The following is a 16,155-nucleotide window of genomic DNA, read 5'->3' as shown; positions in this document are numbered from 1 at the left end:
CTCCACAGTGACATAGGCTCGCCGTTTATGGCGACCACTCGGAACAAGATTCTGATCACCGGAGCGAGCTCGGGCCTCGGCGAGGAAATGGCCCGACGGTTCGCCGCCATGGGCCGCGATCTGGCGCTGTGCGCGAGGCGAGTGGAGCGACTCGACGAACTTCGCGTCGAATTGATGCACCAGAACCCGAACATCACCGTCTCGGTCCGTGCCCTCGACGTCACCGATCACGATGCAGTCGGCGAGGTGTTCGGCACGTTGCGAGACGAATTGGGCGGCCTCGACCGAGTGATCGTCAACGCCGGACTCGGCAAGGGCGCGAAGATCGGTACGGGTCGGGCCGAGGCCAATCTGCAGACCGCGCGCACCAATTTCGTGGGAGCCCTGTCGCAGGCCGAGGCCGCACTGTCGATTTTCCGTCAACAGAAGCACGGGCATTTGGTGTTCGTCTCGTCCATCAGTGCGGACCGGGGACTGCCAGGAGCCAAAGCGGCCTACTCGGCGAGCAAAGCGGCAGTGGCCTCGCTGGGCGAGTCCCTGGCAACGGAACTGGCTCGAACCGATATTGCCGTCACCACCCTGCTTCCTGGTTTCATCGCCACCGACATGTCCGCGAAGGCGGGCGACAGTGCCGCTCTCACAGCCACTCTGGACCAGGGGGTCACCGCGATGGTCGACGCGATCGAGAGCGAAACCCGCCGCGCCGCGCTGCCCGGCCTCAAATGGCGGGGCATCGACGCGGCGCTGCGGTTTCTGCCGAACGTGCTGACGGATCGAATGGTGTAGCTGCAGGAGTGGAGCCTGCAGGAACGACCAGATTTATGCAGGAGTGGAGCCTGCGGAACGACCAGAGTTACTGCAAATACCCCTCGACCTGGTTGACGCTGTTGGCGGTTGCCGTATCGGGGTCTTTGCCCGCGTCGATACGCGCGCGGCGCTGGCGCAGTAGGTCCCAGCACTGATCGAGGGCGTGCTCGAGGGAGGCCAGTTCGGCCTTCTCCGTATCGGGGTCGATGTCGCCGGCCTGGGACTCGGTGCGGAGCTTGTGCTCGGTGGCGATGAGCTGCTGGATCTTGGTGTGGATATCGTGCTCGTTCATGGCGACCACGGTAGACCTACCAGGGTTTACCGGCCAGGTTTCGCGTCGCGAGAGCTCGTTGTAGCGCTGAGGTGAGCTCGGCCGACGATCCGACGAGGGCGTCGTCGGTGCATACGAGCGAGAGTGTGTAGTTGCCGTTCATTCGAGAGATGTAGGTCGACATTCTGATGGTGGACACTGCGTCTACCGGGTTCGGGTGGATTGCCCGAGTGGCCAGCCCACCCGAGCGGTGCGGGCCGAGGGTGGTGACGGCGCTCGGGATATCGCCGATGTTGGAGCACAACACTTCTCCGCGTCCCGGTGTCGACGTCAGCTTCGCGGCGATGCGGTGGGGGAGCAGTTGAACGATCTCCGGTGGATAGCCGGCCGGCGCTCCGACGGGCTTGCCGAACGCCGCCTTGCACGCTGCGCGGATGGCCGCAGGCGAGTCGTCTCCGCGAACCGCGACGGTGGCCATGCCGATCGGATTTGCATCACCGGATCCGGTGCGGAAGGGAATGTCGACGGCGACGGCGGGTGAACCGAGTTCTCCCATCGTGGCGGCCACGACGGAGACGAACAAGGAATTGGCCGAACCCCCGACGTGCTCCGCTGCCGAATCCCACTCTGCAGCATCGATATCGACGATCACCGCGTGCATCTGCCGCGCCCGGTGCGGGGCGACGCCGCCGGTATCGGCGGTGGTGAATGCGCGCAGTTCGGCTCGAGCCTTCTTGCTGACCCACAACCTGGCCGTCGCTGCAATGGATCGAAGAAGGACGGTCAGGATCATCGTGATCGCTTCCCTCACATCCGATCCCGGATGCTCGAGGGGCGCGGGTGTTCTCCCGCCGGGGAATGCCCGAGCGGCAGCGTCGATGAGACCCCGCGCGTCGGCCAGTGCATGGGAGCAGACCAACGACACCACGGTGCCGCCGTGTGTCAGGGGAGCGGCCGTCAATCGCCAACCGGGGCCGTACTGCGGGTCGAGTGGAACGTCGGCCTGCGAATCGGCCCAACCGATGACGTCGTCGACGGCCTCGTTGCCGTACTCGAGCGGCAGCGAGTCCGATGAGATGTTCCAGCGGAGTCGGGCACCGGGTATGCGGGGCTTGCCGACCGTGCGGCCGAGTTGTCCGATGGCCAATTCTTGGTGGACCCGGACGAGTTCGTGCCTCGTCACCGTGTCATTGGTGCGCCAGATACCCTGCAGCGCAATGGGAATGCCATATCCGCGATGGGTGCGGAGGAAGATCTCGTCGATCACCGACAGTCGCGTCGAGATCACGGGCTCGGGGTGCCGTGGCGTCCCGCGCCCGAGACGAACTTGCTCGCGCCGGAGAGCGCGTCGGCGGTGATCGAGATGGCGCCGTGTCGAAACTCGTTCTTCAGTGCGGATTCTTCGTCCAGGCCGTCCTGCTCGAGGACGGACAATCGATCCTCACGCAGGCAGGTCTGGGGCAGCAGAGCGAGTTGAGCGGCCAGGGCCTCCGCTTCCGAGCGGGCCCGCCCCACCGGAACGACTCGGGTGATCAGTCCGATGTTCAGAGCTTCCTGGGCATCGACGGCGCGACCGGTGAGGATCATGTCCATCGCTCGACCGGTACCGATGATGCGCGGCAATCGCACTGTGCCGCCGTCGATCAACGGAACACCCCACCGGCGACAGAACACGCCGAAGGTGGCGTCGTCCTCGGCTATACGCAGGTCGCACCACAGTGCCAGCTCGAGTCCGCCCGCGACGGCGTACCCGGAGACCGCCGCGATGACAGGCTTGGACAACCGCATTCGCGTCGGACCCATCGGGCCGTCACCGTGTTCGGTCGCGTGGTTCGAGCGGGATGTGCCGAGCGCCTCGAGGTCGGCGCCGGAGCAGAACGTGCCGCCCTCGCCCCACAGCACCGCCACCGATGCGGCCTCGTCGGCGTCGAACTCCTCGAATGCCTGAGTCAGCTCCTGGGCGGTGGGGCCGTCGACGGCGTTCCGCACCTCCGGGCGCGACAGAATGATCGTGGTGACGGGGCCTGATCGTTCGATCCGTACCGGCATGTGTGAACCCTACTCGAGTACCCTTGCGTGAAGCAATGAATCAGTGCTTCAATCCTTGCATGCCCTATCGCCGAACCCCCGCGGTGCAAGCCAGGCTCGACGCCGGCCGGGAGAAGCTGTTCGCTGCGGCCATCGAGGTGCTCTCGACGCACGGCTATGCGGGGCTGTCGATCGCGTCGGTCGCCGCGGCCGCGGGAGTATCCGCAGGCAGCGTCTACACCCACTTCGAGGGCAAGGCAGACCTGGTGGTCGCCATCTTTCGCGAGGTCTGCGGCCGCGAGGTCGCCGCTGTCGTTGCAGTTGCCGGGCATGGAAGCACCGCCGAGCGAGTGACGGCTGTAGTGGAGACCTTCGCCGGACGAGCCCTGAAGAACCGAACGATGGCGTACGCGCTGCTCGCCGAACCGGTGGACCCGGCCGTCGACGCCGAACGGTTGGTCTTCCGGCGGAAGTTCACCGAGGCATTCGCCGACGCGATTGCGGCGGGCATCGCAGCCGGAGAGATCCCCGAGCAGGACGCAGCTATCTCGGCAGCAGGTCTGGTCGGTGCCGTCGGCGAAGTGCTGGTCGGTCCGTTGTCTTCACCCGAATCCAAGGATCCGGTCCCGGGTCTGGTCGCATTGTCGTTGCGCGCGTTGGGAGTTCGAAATGGACACGCATGAGGTATTCAATCAGGCAGTCGACCTGAGTCCGTACGACACATCCGCGGATGCGTCGTTGCTCGACGGCCTGGAGCGGGCCGGCGGCGGCTGGGCACTCGACGAGGTTCGGCAGCTGGGAGCCCTGGCCGGAGGAGTGCAGGCCCAGGACTGGGGGCGGCTCGCGAACGAGAACCCGCCGGTGCTGAAGACTCACGATCGCTACGGTCATCGCATCGACGAGGTCGAATTCCATCCGCACTGGCACGATTTGATGACCGTCGCCGTCGAGCACGGACTGCATGCCAGCCCGTGGACCGACGATCGCGTGGGTGCGCACGTTGCCCGCGCCGCGAAATTCTACGTCTGGGGGCAGACCGAGGCCGGTCATATGTGCCCCATCTCGATGACCTATGCCGTCGTTCCGGCGTTGCGGCACAATCCCTCTCTGGCAGCGCAATACGAGCCGTTGTTGGCCTCGCGGGAATACGACTTCGGTCTGCGGGTCCCGTCCGAGAAACGTGGACTGATCGCCGGCATGTCGATGACCGAGAAGCAGGGCGGATCCGACGTTCGTGCCAACACCACCACGGCTACTCCGTCGTCGGACGGGACGTATTCGATTGTCGGCCACAAGTGGTTCACGTCCGCGCCGATGTCGGACATGTTCCTCACCCTGGCGCAGGCACCGGGCGGGCTCTCGTGCTTCATGCTGCCGCGGGTGCTGCCCGACGGCACCCGAAACCGAATGATGCTGCAGCGATTGAAGGACAAGCTGGGCAACAAATCGAATGCATCCGGCGAGCTCGAATATCACGGGGCCACCGGCTGGCTCGTCGGCGAAGAGGGTCGCGGAGTGCGCACCATCATCGAGATGGTGAACATGACCAGACTGGACTGCGTCATCGGGTCCGCGGCGGGAATTCGCAACGCCACCGTTCGCGCGGTGCATCATGCCCGGCATCGAGCAGCGTTCGGCGCTCAGCTGATCGATCAGCCCCTGATGCGAAACGTGCTGGCAGACTTGACCATCGAATCCGAGGCCGCGACGGCCGCCATGATTCGCCTGGCGCAGGCCACCGACGGATCGGCCCGCGGCGACGAGCAGGAGAGCGCACTACGCCGAATCGCGTTGGCCATCACCAAGTACTGGGTGTGCAAGCGGGCACCGGCACATGCTGCCGAAGCGCTCGAATGTCTGGGTGGCAACGGCTATGTGGAGGAATCGGGTATGCCTCGGTTGTTCCGCGAATCGCCGCTGATGTCGATCTGGGAAGGGTCGGGCAACGTCGCCGCACTCGATTCCCTGCGTGCGTTGGCGCGGCAGCCGGACAGTGTCGAGGCCTTCTTCGGTGAGATCGGCCAGGCGTCGGGCGTGGATTCTCGACTGGACGACGCCATCGCGCGGGTCGGCAAAGAACTCTCCGACACCTCCGACATGGAGTACCGGGCCCGGCGCGTCGTCGAATTGATGGCTCTGACCTTCCAGGGTGCGCAGCTGGTGATGCACGGGAATCCCGCTGTGGCCGACGCTTTCTGCGCCACTCGACTCGATCGCGACTGGGGCATCGCCTTCGGCACCCTGCCGACGGGAGTCGATACGGCGGCGGTGTTGGCGCGGGTGTGATTTTGCGGATCGGCTCCTCACATTCGGATGTGTGACGCCGATCGGAGTCGGTTATCCGAAACTGGGGAGCTGATCCGCTGCCAAGCGCTGGTCCCCGAACCAACCGGCCGGCGCGGGCAGGGCCGCTGCGCGGGCGAAGGCTTGCTCGAAGCGGCGCAGTAGAGCTCGTGGATCGTCCAAGTCTCGCCAGTTCCAACGCACAACAACCCACCCCAGGTCTCGGAGTCTGTCCTCGCGGTACTTCTCGTCGAGGAGCACCCGCTTCGAGTCGTACTTGGATTCGCCGTCGAACTCGCCGATCACCTTGAACTCCCAGAACAGAAAGTCGACGCGTCCGACGAATCGGCCCGCACCGTCGTACACCCACTGATTGAGCAGCGGCGTGGGCAGCGGCAGCGTCTCGAAGAGCATGCGACTCCGAGATTCACCGACACTTTCGCTCCGTCCGCTCATCAGCGACACCGCTCGCCGAGCGGCGGCGATACCGGTGCGGAAGCGGGCCGACTCCACTGCCGTCGACAGGGCGTCGGAATCGGTGTGGCCGGACCGCAGTGCGCTATCGCCCACGCACACGGCTCGTTCCACGGTGGTGGTTCGCGCGATGTCGACGATGGTCCTCGCTGCCGTGGTGACGGGAAAACCGTTGATCGTCGTACGCTCGGTGGGTTCCAGCGTGGTGCCGTGGAGGATACGTAGCTGTCGACGCTTGCTGGCGTAGTCGAGACCATGCGTCATGTGCACCTTGTCCAGCGGAAGTTGCCAGATGTCGAAGCCCCAGGCAATCGCTGCCGAAACATGACTGAGCACTTCGCCCATCGGTGCGGACAGCAGGTAGGACCGTGCGAGCAGCGAGTGACGTTCTGTCGGACTGGCCGACTGCATCACCGCGCTCGGCACGTAGAAGCCGGGGCGCAGGACCGATAGCTCACCGGTGCGGCGGAGTCGCCGAAGATCGTCGTCGGTCAGGCCGAACGTGAGCGCATCGGCTCGCGTGAACAGATCCGTCTGGGGTAGGTCCATGACTGCTTGGACGCGCCGACCGTCGAATCGGATCCGTTTGCCACTAAAAAGCTCCCCAGTCTTGGATTTCAGACGCCGATCGGAGGCAGATTTCCAAAACTGGGGAGCTGATCCGCAGCCTAAGCGACACCCTAAACCGAACGACCCCGCTCCGATCGGTACCAGCGCACCAGGGCGTCGGTCGATGAATCCGACTGCACTGCAGGAGCTTCCGAATCGGTGAGCACCGGTGTCAGCTCCAGGGCCTGAGTCTTGCCCAGTTCGACGCCCCACTGATCGTAGGAGTCGACGCCCCAGATGACGCCTTCGACGAACACCTGATGCTCGTACAGGGCGATCAATTGGCCGACCACAGACGGCGTGAGCTTCGACGCGAGAATCGAGGTGGACGGACGATTGCCGGGCATCACCTTGTGCGGCACCACATCTGCCGGTGTGTCCTCGGCGGCGATCTCCTCGGCAGTCTTGCCGAAGGCGAGCACCTTGGTCTGGGCGAAGAAGTTGCTCATCAGCAGGTCGTGCATCGAGCCGGTGCCGTCTCGGGTGGGGAGATCGTCGGTGGGCTCGGCGAATCCGATGAAGTCTGCCGGCACCAAACGTGTTCCCTGGTGCAGCAATTGGTAGAAAGCATGCTGGCCGTTGGTGCCCGGCTCACCCCAGAAGATCTCACCGGTGGGGGTGGTGACAGGGGAGCCGTCGGCCTTGACCGACTTGCCGTTGGACTCCATCGTCAACTGCTGCAGGTACGCGGCGAAGCGGGAGAGGTCATTCGAATACGGCAGCACGGCACGGGTTTCCGCGCCGAAGAACGAGCTGTACCACAGGCCGATCAGGCCCAGCAGTACCGGCGCGTTCTCGGCGAGCGGTGTCGACCGGAAATGCTCGTCGATGCGGTGGAAGCCGTCGAGGAATTCGGCGAACGCCTCTTTGCCGACGACGGCCATGACCGACAGGCCGATTGCCGAATCGACGGAGTAGCGTCCGCCGACCCAGTCCCAGAAGCCGAACATGTTGGCGGTGTCGATACCGAAATCCGCGACGCGCTCGGCGTTGGTGGAGACGGCGACGAAATGCTTGGCAACGGCGTCCTCACCGAGTGCGTCGACGAGCCAGCGACGGGCAGCCGTCGCGTTGGTGAGCGTCTCGAGAGTGGAGAACGTCTTGGACGCGATGATGAACAGCGTCGACGCCGGGTCGAGTCCGTCGAGCTTGCCGACGAGATCGGCGGGGTCGACGTTGGAGACGAACCTCGCGGAAATCCCCGCGTCGGCGTAGTGACGGAGCGCGTTGTAGACCATGACCGGGCCCAGGTCGGATCCACCGATGCCGATGTTGACGACGGTGGAGATCTTCTCGCCGGTGGCACCGACCCATTCGCCCGAACGTACTCGATCGGTGAATTCGCCCATCGCAGTGAGGACTTCGTGTACATCGGCGACGACGTCCTGGCCGTCGACGGTCAGCGACGCGTCGGCCGGTAGTCGCAACGCAGTGTGCAGAACAGCGCGGTCCTCGGAGGTGTTGATGTGCTCGCCCGCGAACATCGCGTCGCGCTTACCTTCGACGTCGGCGGTGCGGGCGAGTTCGACGAGCAACTCGACGGTCTCGCGAGTGATCCGGTGCTTGCTGTAATCGATATGGAGATCGGCGGCGTCGAGGGTGAATGTGTGCGCTCGGTCGGAGTCCTCGGCGAACAATGTCCGAAGATGAGTATCGGCGATCGTGGAGTGGTGATCGGTCAGCTTCTGCCAGGCATCCGTGCCGGTGATATCGACGCTCATACGAACCAACAGTAATCCCGTGCCGAGTCGCGCGCGCGTCGTTTGTCGTTTGCATCAGGCGCTGCGGAGGCATCATGGACGGTATGGACCAACGTGCATTGATCGAATCGATACCGGCAAAACTGTGGATCGGCGGCAAGGCCGTCGACGCCGAGGGAGGCAAGACCTTCGCGGTGAACGATCCCGCGACCGGCAAGCCCCTCACCGAGGTGGCGGACGCATCGCCCGCCGACGCGATGAAGGCGCTCGACGCCGCCGCTGCAGCGCAGAAGGGCTGGGCGGCAACGCCTGCGCGCGAGCGCAGTGAAATTTTGCGAGCGGCATTCGAGAAGGTCACGGAACGCGCCGACGACATCGCGCTACTGATGACCCTCGAAATGGGCAAGGCCCTCGCCGAGTCCAAAGCCGAGGTGAAGTACGGAGCCGAGTTCTTCCGGTGGTTCGCCGAGGAAGCAGTGCGCATCGGCGGCCGCTACACCCGGGCACCCGCAGGCAACGGTCGAATCCTCGTCACCAAGGCTCCGGTGGGCCCGGTATTGGCGATCACGCCGTGGAATTTCCCGTTGGCGATGGGTACCAGGAAGATCGGGCCTGCTCTGGCCGCCGGCTGCACCATCGTCGTCAAGCCGGCCCGCGAGACGCCACTGACGATGCTGCTGCTCGCGCAGATCTTCGACGAGGTCGGCCTGCCGGAAGGTGTGCTTTCGGTACTGACGACATCGAAGTCCGGTGACGTCACCGGACCGCTGCTCGAAGACCCGCGGTTGCGGAAGCTCACGTTCACCGGCTCGACGGGAGTCGGGAAGTCGCTCGTCGAGAAATCGGCGACGAGGTTGCTACGGACCTCGATGGAACTCGGTGGCAACGCCCCGTTCGTGGTGTTCGACGACGCGAACATAGACGACGCGGTGGACGGCGCAATGTTGGCCAAGATGCGCAACGGCGGCGAGGCCTGCACCGCAGCGAACCGGCTGCACGTGCACAACAGTGTTCGCGAGGAGTTCACCACCAAGTTGGTGGCGAAGATGTCCGAGATGAAACTCGGACCCGGCGTCGACCCCGACACCAAGCTCGGCCCGCTGATCAACGCCGACCAGCTCGAGACCGTGCAAGAGCTCGTCGACGACGCAGTGGAGAAGGGAGCGACGGTGGCGCTCGGCGGCAGCGCACCCGGCGGCGACGGGTACTTCTACCCGGCGACTGTGCTCACCGACGTGCCGGCGGAGGCCAGGATCCTGAAGGAGGAGGTGTTCGGGCCGGTCGCTCCCATCGTCGGTTTCGACACCGAGCAGGAAGGTATCGACGCGGCGAACGCCACCGAGTACGGCCTGGCGTCGTACATCTACACGGAGAACCTGGACCGCGCGCTACGGGTGGCCGACGCCATCGACAGCGGAATGGTGGGCGTCAACCGCGGAGTGATCTCGGACGCGGCAGCGCCGTTCGGTGGAGTGAAGGAATCGGGATTCGGCCGTGAAGGCGGATCCGAGGGCATCGAGGAGTACCTCGAGACCAAGTACATCGCATTGAAGTAGAGCTGGCGGTTGGGCGTGCACACTGCGCGCCCAACCGGAGGGTCGATCAGTGTCCGAGGCGACCGCGACCGAGGCGGAGCAGGAGCATGGCCAGCGTGTGGCCTTCCTGACCGAGGCTGCTGAAACGCTCGAGGACCTTCATTTCGCGGCTGTGCACGAGGCGCGGACCGCCGGAGGCCATCCGGGTGCGGCCGATGATCTGCGAGACCTCGGAGCGGCGCTTGATGGCCGTCAGGATCTCGGCGTCGAGGCGGTCGATTTCCTGGCGCAAATCGTTGATCTCTGCCTCGCTGGAAGGCACTGCAATCTCTGAGTCGATCTTCGTCGTCATGGCCATCGTCTCTCCTCGGGTCACATCTTGGATCGCTGCGTCGTCCGTCACCGTTACGCCTTTCGTATTCGGAACTGCATCGCTCGGCGGCTCGGTTCCCGGCTCGACTTTCTGCCCGGACCTTCGAGCCCCCGCCTGAAAACAGGGGCGTTGCGTCTATCGACAGGCTCCCGCACGTGTGTCATAGGAGCGGCCGACCCGACGCAGGCAATGACGTACGGTTTTTTCGATCACCGATCCAGTGTGCCACGGGCCGACCGTCCTGAAAAGTCGTCCGTCGAGGCCGGGACCACGCGATGTGGGTTTGTCGGTACGCGCCGGTAACCTGACCTGACGATGAACACATTCCTTCAAGGCCTCGCGTCCCGTAAGAACGCTGCTTCCGACGCGTTGCTGGAAGGACTCAATCCTCAGCAGCGTGAGGCCGTGATGCACACCGGATCGCCGCTGCTCATCGTGGCTGGAGCCGGCTCGGGCAAGACAGCGGTGCTGACGCGTCGTATCGCGTATCTGCTCGCCGAGCGAGGGGTGTCGCCAGGTCAGATTCTGGCCATCACGTTCACCAACAAGGCCGCCGCCGAGATGCGCGAGCGAGTCGCCGGTCTGGTGGGACCGCGGGCGAACGCAATGTGGGTATCGACGTTCCACTCGAGTTGTGTGCGCATCCTCCGGGCGCAGGCCGCGCTGCTGCCCGGACTGAACTCGAACTTCTCGATCTACGACGCAGACGACTCGCGCCGATTGCTGACGATGATCTCCAAAGATCTGCAGATCGACACCAAGAAGTTTTCGGCACGGCTGCTGTCGACTGCGATCTCGAACTTGAAGAACGAGCTGATCGGCCCGGACAAGGCAACCGAGGACGCCGACGGCGACCCCGCCGAGCTGCCGCGGCTCGTCGCGAAGGTCTATCGCGTCTATCAGCAGCGTCTGCGCGCGGCCAACGCCATGGACTTCGACGACCTCATCGGCGAAACTGTGGGGATTCTGCAAGCCTTCCCGCAGGTAGCCCAGTATTACCGTCGCAGGTTCCGCCACGTGCTGGTCGACGAGTATCAGGACACCAACCACGCTCAGTACATGCTGGTGCGAGAGCTGGTGGGTACGCCCGATGCCGACGGAGCACTCGAGGGCACCGTCGCTCCGGGTGAGCTGTGTGTGGTGGGCGACGCGGATCAGTCCATCTATGCCTTCCGCGGCGCGACCATCCGCAACATCGAGGAATTCGAGCGGGATTACCCCGACGCTCGCACCATCTTGCTCGAGCAGAACTACCGGTCGACGCAGAACATCCTCTCGGCCGCCAACGCCGTGATCTCTCGCAACATCGGGCGGCGCGAGAAGAAGTTGTGGACCGACACCGGCGAGGGCGAGTTGATCGTCGGTTATGTGGCAGACAACGAGCACGACGAGGCGTCGTTCGTGGCCTCGGAGATCGACCGACTCGTCGACGGCGGAGATGTGCGCTTCGACGAGGTGGCGGTGTTCTATCGCACCAACAACTCCTCTCGAGCGCTCGAAGAGATCTTCATTCGGCTCGGTCTGCCCTACAAGGTCGTCGGCGGCGTCCGGTTCTACGAGCGCAAGGAAGTCCGGGACCTGGTTGCATATCTGCGGGTGCTGTCCAACGAGGACGACACCGTCAGCATGCGGCGCATCCTGAACACCCCGCGCCGCGGGATCGGTGATCGTGCCGAGGCGTGTGTCGCCGTCCACGCAGAGCAACGTGACATCAGCTTCTCGCGCGCTCTGCACGACGCAGCCGCGGGCAAGGTGGCGTTGCTCAACTCGCGGCAGCAGAAGCTGATCGCACAATTCATGGAATTGCTCGACGAACTGCGCGCCGTACTCACCGCGACCGACGGCGACGGAAACGACATCGCAGATATCGGTGATGTCGTCGAGGCCGTTCTCGACCGCACGGGTTACCGCGCCGAACTCGAAGCCAGCAGCGATCCGCAGGACGGTGCTCGCCTGGACAACCTCAACGAACTCGTCAGCGTCGCAAGAGAGTTCACGTCCGAGGCGCGAAACCAAGCTGCGGTGGCAGAGGAAGCGCTCGAGACAGGCGACGACCGAAGCGAGGACGACGGCGGCGTCGACGGTTTGGCTGAACCGGGTTCGCTCGCGGCGTTCCTCGAACGGGTCTCCCTGGTGGCCGACACCGACCAGATTCCGGACTCCGGCACCGGCGTGGTCACATTGATGACGCTGCACACCGCGAAGGGCCTGGAGTTTCCGGTCGTCTTCGTGACCGGTTGGGAGGACGGCCAATTCCCGCACATGCGGGCGCTGGGTGATCCGAACGAGCTGTCCGAGGAACGACGCCTGGCCTACGTGGGTATCACCCGCGCTCGGCAGCGGCTCTACCTCACGCGCGCGATCATGCGGTCGGCGTGGGGCCAGCCCATTGCGAACCCGGAATCGCGTTTCCTGCAAGAAGTTCCGCAACACCTGATCGATTGGCGACGTGAGGATCCCGGCCACGGTGGTGGCCGCGCGATCGGCGGCGGCAGATCCGGCAGCTACGGCTCGAACAGCTACGGCTCGAACAGTTACGGCTCGGGTGGTGGTTACGGATCGAACAGTTACGGCGGTTCCTCGTCACGCGGCCAGAGCTCGTCGCCCAGCTTCGGTGCCGCCAAGGGTCGCAACTCGAATCTCGTTCTCGCTGTAGGCGATCGAGTCAGTCACGACAAGTACGGACTGGGCACGGTGCTGGAATCGACCGGTGCCGGAGTCAAGGCAATGGTCCTGATCGACTTCGGTTCGGCCGGCCGCGTCAAGATGATGCTCATCGGCGGCGTCCCGATGACCAAGCTGTAAGAGGTTCAGAACGAGAAAGCCGGGCCCTGCGAAAGCGGGGTCCGGCTTGTTGTGCAGCAGTGAAAGAGAATTCAGTCCATTTCGGGTCCGAGGGAAATTCCTCGGGACGCGAGCCAGGGAAGCGGATCGATCTTGAGCTCGCCGGGGAGGTGGACCTCGAAGTGCAGGTGCGGGCCGGTGGAGAAGCCGCGGTTGCCCATCGTGGCGATCTGGTCGCCCGCCATGACGTCTTGGCCGACGGTGACGAGCGTGGTGTCGACGTGGCCGTAGACGGTGATAGTGCCGTCTGCGTGCTGCACTCGTACCCACATGCCGAAGCCCGCAGCCGGACCGGAGTCGATGACCTTGCCGTCGGCGACAGCGTAGATCGGAGTTCCGATGGCGTTGGCAACGTCGACACCAGCGTGCAGAACGCCCCAGCGCGTACCGAAGTTGGAGGTGTAGGTGCCCTGGGCGGGGAGGGCGAACAGGGGGCGGCGTGCGGCTGCTTCACGTGCGGCACGCTCGTCGCTGAAGCGCTGCCCCTTGGCGAGCAGGTCGTTGAACTGGCTCAGATCGGCCGGAGCCGCGACGCTGAGGATCTGCGGTGCCTGCGACGGTGCCGAGCTCGACGAGTCAGCGGCAAGTTCGGTGGTCTGCGGGGCGGTGGTGGCTGCGACCGCTGCGGCGGCGGGTGCTTCACCGGCGGCGAGTGCGTACTCGGAGGTGGCGACCGCGGTGGGCGAGTCGTCGTTGATGACGGCTTGGCCTGCAGCTACGACGGCACCGGCGGCGACAGCGAGAACAGCCGCGCGGCCTTTGAGGGCGGTGGGAGGAAGCGGGATTCGGTGCGCCCCGCCGCGACGGGCCACGGGGGTGGCGTCTGCGGTGGTCGCGAACGTCGTGACGACGGTCGGCGCTTCGTCGGGTGCGACGTAGGCGGTGTCGACGAACTCGGCCTCGGCGTACTGATACGCGGGGTAGGAGTACGCGTCGTACGCGCTGTTGTCGTCGCCAGGCTCGTAGCTGTAGACCGTGGTCGCTTCTTCAGCGGTGGGTCGAGAGAATCGGCTGGAAGTGAAGGACGCACGGTGTTGCTGCAAGACCTACAACCTCCGTTATCCGTGACCTGGCTGTTACTGAAAGACCTCGCAGACGGTAACGAAATGATTGCGGGGCGCGCAAGTTAACAGCCCAAACTGGGGACATATGTGAGATGGCTCACAGCGCGACCAGTGTTTATGTCGTGACGGGCCACATCCGTAATCGGACACCCGGAGTGCATGAAGCGAGAGTAACGGTGTGCGTGCCTGTCGAGCCGTTACCGTGATCCGAATGCCGACTCCCACCTTCGACGACTCGTCCGCTCGCGGTGCCGAGCGTGCGGAACCGCAACGAATCGAGCCGACGGATGCGCCGAGCGGGCCAGCGGACGATCCGTCTCCCACCTCCCGCGTCGCAGTCGCACTCGTTTTCGCTCTGGTCGCGGCGACTGCTGGAGTGGCGGCGCAGGTGATGGGCGTCGTGCAGAGCGTCGACGGTTCGCGGGTAGGCGGCGGGGCTGCGTCGGCCGCTGTTCTCGGGGTCACCCTTCCCGTTCTGGTGGCCGTCGCAGCGTTGGTCGGTGCGGCCACGAGGCGGATCGAGTTCGCGGCGGCACTACTGGCCGGGTACGGCGCGGTGGCCCTCGGCATTGCGCTTCTGGACGTCGCCCTACTGTCCGATCCGATCGACGCCAATCGCCTCGAGCTCTTCCGTCCTCTGAGCGCCGCCATGCTCGACGCCACCGCGGGGGCCCAGATTCTGCTCGTCGGTCACGCAGCGTCTGTTCTGGCGGGCGTTGCGGGGTGGTCCGCAGTGCATCGCGCCGGGCTCGGTGACGGGTACGGCCACTCGGTGTATTCCGAGCATGTGGGGCGCGCATCGGCGGGTCGGGTCGGTCCGCTGCTCGGTTCGCTGCTCGGGGTGTTCGGTGTGCTCGCAGCCGTCGCGGCGTTCTCGTCGCTGTATCGCTCGGCCGACCCGGTGGTGATCGTGACCGCCGTCGTCGAATCGCCGGTGTTCGTCGCGGTGGGATCCGGGGTCGTCGGCCTCGCGGCACTCGTGGTGGTCGCGTCGGCTCTGGCCTCGCTGTCGCCGCTGGTGGCGTCGGGCGCGACAGTCGGAGCCGGCCTCGGCGTGCTGGGGTTCGCGGGCGTCGGTCTGCTCGCCGGACTGAGTACGGGCGCTCGGGTGAGTGCCGGGCTCGGGGCCTATCTGGGGACGGCAGCCGGAATCGGACTGCTGATCTGTGGTGCGGCGCTCGCACCCGTCGCCGCTGCCCGAGACCGGCGTGCGCTGCAGCGAGCGCAGGCACGCGCGGATGGTGCGCGAGGTGCCCGCGGTGTCGCCGGTCCAGGATCGGCCAAGTGGCATGCGGCAGCAGGCGGTGCAGGCGTTCTCGCCGGCGTGCTGTTCGTCGTCGGATCGTTGTTGCCGATTCTCGAGACCGACTCGGGCACCGCCGTGCCGCAGATCCTGGCCACCCGGGTGGTGTTGGTCGCCGGTTTCGTGATGATTCTGGGGTCGGTGCCGCTCTTGTTCTCCGAGTTCGCCGCTGCTGCACGCCCGTTCGTGGCCTTGTTCTGGCTGGGCGCAGTATCGGCGTCGGCGTCGGTGTTGCAATCGGTGGTGCTCGCCGAGGACGTGGACGGTGTGGGCACCGGAATCGGCGCTCTCGCGATCATCGCGGGCGTCGTCGCCGCGGCGGTCACCGGACTGCTGGCGCTGTTCGCCGGATCGGCGGAACGCGACGATGTCGATACATCCGCGGACGTGTCGACGGACGGCGTGATGCTGGGCGTCGGGTTGGTCGGTGCCGTACTCCTCGCGATCGGCCTGGCGCTGCCGCTGTATCGGGGCAGCGACGTCACCGCGGCAACCGTCACCGAATTTCCGTGGGGTTGGGATACCTGGGGGCAGATGGTGCTCGCCGTCGGAATCGTCGTCGCAGCCCTCGTTGCCGCGCGAGCGCGGGCCGCCCGCGGCAGCGTCCTGCTCGCCGCAGCGGCCGTCGCCGGCATCGTGCATCTCTCGTCATGGCCGCTGACATCCGCGCGTGCAACGGATCCGACGATGGGGCCCGCCGTTCTGCCGTTGGTGGTGGGAATCGTCGTTCTCGGTGTCGCCGCGGCACTTTCGGCCCGCCGCGCCGATCGGTGACGGGGGTTTCATCCCGCCCGTGGCGGTGAGATAGGCCACATAGCATGCATGCGCCCGATGCGCCGTCGGGGCACCTGGATAAAGTCCATG

At 65.4% G+C, this 16,155-nt stretch carries 13 protein-coding genes; 6 read left to right on the top strand and 7 right to left on the bottom strand.

What is annotated here, in order from left to right; genetic code table 11:
- The first annotated feature begins 27 nt into the window (after positions 1-27).
- Entirely contained in the window at positions 28-786 is a 759-nt protein-coding gene (locus tag ASG84_RS22570) for an SDR family oxidoreductase (RefSeq protein WP_057479206.1), read from the top strand.
- A gap of 67 nt (positions 787-853) precedes the next feature.
- Here the strand turns inward: ASG84_RS22570 and ASG84_RS22565 are convergent, their stop codons facing one another.
- Genes ASG84_RS22565 through ASG84_RS22555 form a run of 3 tightly spaced genes read right to left on the bottom strand, consistent with a single transcriptional unit; the run spans position 854 to position 3,127 of the window.
- Complete coding sequence (locus ASG84_RS22565) at positions 854-1,099, bottom strand: DUF2630 family protein (protein WP_057479332.1); 246 nt, start codon at positions 1,097-1,099, stop codon at positions 854-856.
- A gap of 16 nt (positions 1,100-1,115) precedes the next feature.
- The gene (locus ASG84_RS22560) at positions 1,116-2,366 is read right to left on the bottom strand and encodes a hypothetical protein (RefSeq protein WP_057479205.1); all 1,251 of its coding nucleotides are present in this window, start codon (positions 2,364-2,366) and stop codon (positions 1,116-1,118) included.
- The gene (locus ASG84_RS22555) at positions 2,363-3,127 is read right to left on the bottom strand and encodes a crotonase/enoyl-CoA hydratase family protein (RefSeq protein ID WP_057479204.1); all 765 of its coding nucleotides are present in this window, start codon (positions 3,125-3,127) and stop codon (positions 2,363-2,365) included. Before ASG84_RS22555 ends, ASG84_RS22560 begins: the two co-directional genes overlap by 4 nt.
- 59 nt (positions 3,128-3,186) lie before the next feature.
- Here ASG84_RS22555 and ASG84_RS22550 point away from each other — a divergent pair, with 59 nt between their 5' ends.
- Together ASG84_RS22550 and ASG84_RS22545 are read left to right on the top strand one after the other, a co-directional pair.
- A complete protein-coding gene (locus ASG84_RS22550) occupies positions 3,187-3,789 on the top strand; it encodes a TetR/AcrR family transcriptional regulator (protein WP_057479331.1) in 603 nt (200 codons plus the stop codon).
- Positions 3,776-5,392, top strand: coding sequence for an acyl-CoA dehydrogenase family protein (locus ASG84_RS22545; protein ID WP_057479203.1), 1,617 nt, complete (start codon positions 3,776-3,778; stop codon positions 5,390-5,392). The genes ASG84_RS22550 and ASG84_RS22545 overlap by 14 nt, the downstream gene beginning before the upstream one ends.
- A 51-nt stretch (positions 5,393-5,443) precedes the next feature.
- On the opposite strand, the gene ASG84_RS22540 is transcribed toward ASG84_RS22545, so the two are convergent.
- Together ASG84_RS22540 and pgi are read right to left on the bottom strand one after the other, a co-directional pair.
- Entirely contained in the window at positions 5,444-6,412 is a 969-nt protein-coding gene (locus ASG84_RS22540) for a type IV toxin-antitoxin system AbiEi family antitoxin domain-containing protein (RefSeq protein ID WP_057479202.1), read from the bottom strand.
- A 131-nt stretch (positions 6,413-6,543) separates the two neighbouring features.
- Complete coding sequence (gene pgi / locus ASG84_RS22535) at positions 6,544-8,193, bottom strand: glucose-6-phosphate isomerase (protein ID WP_057479201.1); 1,650 nt, start codon at positions 8,191-8,193, stop codon at positions 6,544-6,546.
- Positions 8,194-8,276: 83 nt separating this feature from the next.
- Between pgi and ASG84_RS22530 the strand changes: the two genes are divergently transcribed.
- Positions 8,277-9,728 (top strand): NAD-dependent succinate-semialdehyde dehydrogenase, encoded by a 1,452-nt coding sequence (locus ASG84_RS22530; protein ID WP_057479330.1) that lies wholly within the window; start codon positions 8,277-8,279, stop codon positions 9,726-9,728.
- A gap of 46 nt (positions 9,729-9,774) precedes the next feature.
- Here the strand turns inward: ASG84_RS22530 and ASG84_RS22525 are convergent, their stop codons facing one another.
- A complete protein-coding gene (locus tag ASG84_RS22525) occupies positions 9,775-10,065 on the bottom strand; it encodes a chorismate mutase (protein ID WP_032378292.1) in 291 nt (96 codons plus the stop codon).
- 330 nt (positions 10,066-10,395) lie between these two features.
- Here ASG84_RS22525 and pcrA point away from each other — a divergent pair, with 330 nt between their 5' ends.
- Entirely contained in the window at positions 10,396-12,885 is a 2,490-nt protein-coding gene (pcrA, locus tag ASG84_RS22520) for a DNA helicase PcrA (RefSeq protein WP_057479200.1), read from the top strand.
- A 71-nt stretch (positions 12,886-12,956) separates the two neighbouring features.
- Here pcrA and ASG84_RS22515 read toward each other — a convergent pair whose 3' ends face one another.
- Positions 12,957-13,967 carry a M23 family metallopeptidase gene (locus tag ASG84_RS22515; protein WP_057479199.1) on the bottom strand — a complete coding sequence of 337 codons (1,011 nt, stop codon included), beginning with the start codon at positions 13,965-13,967 and terminating at the stop codon, positions 12,957-12,959.
- 232 nt (positions 13,968-14,199) lie between these two features.
- Between ASG84_RS22515 and ASG84_RS22510 the strand changes: the two genes are divergently transcribed.
- A complete protein-coding gene (locus tag ASG84_RS22510) occupies positions 14,200-16,065 on the top strand; it encodes a hypothetical protein (protein ID WP_057479198.1) in 1,866 nt (621 codons plus the stop codon).
- Positions 16,066-16,155: the final 90 nt, after the last annotated feature.

Origin of the sequence: Rhodococcus sp. Leaf278 (assembly GCF_001426085.1) — a bacterium.
Classification (GTDB): domain Bacteria; phylum Actinomycetota; class Actinomycetes; order Mycobacteriales; family Mycobacteriaceae; genus Rhodococcoides.
This window is presented reverse-complemented; position numbering and strand designations above follow the sequence as displayed.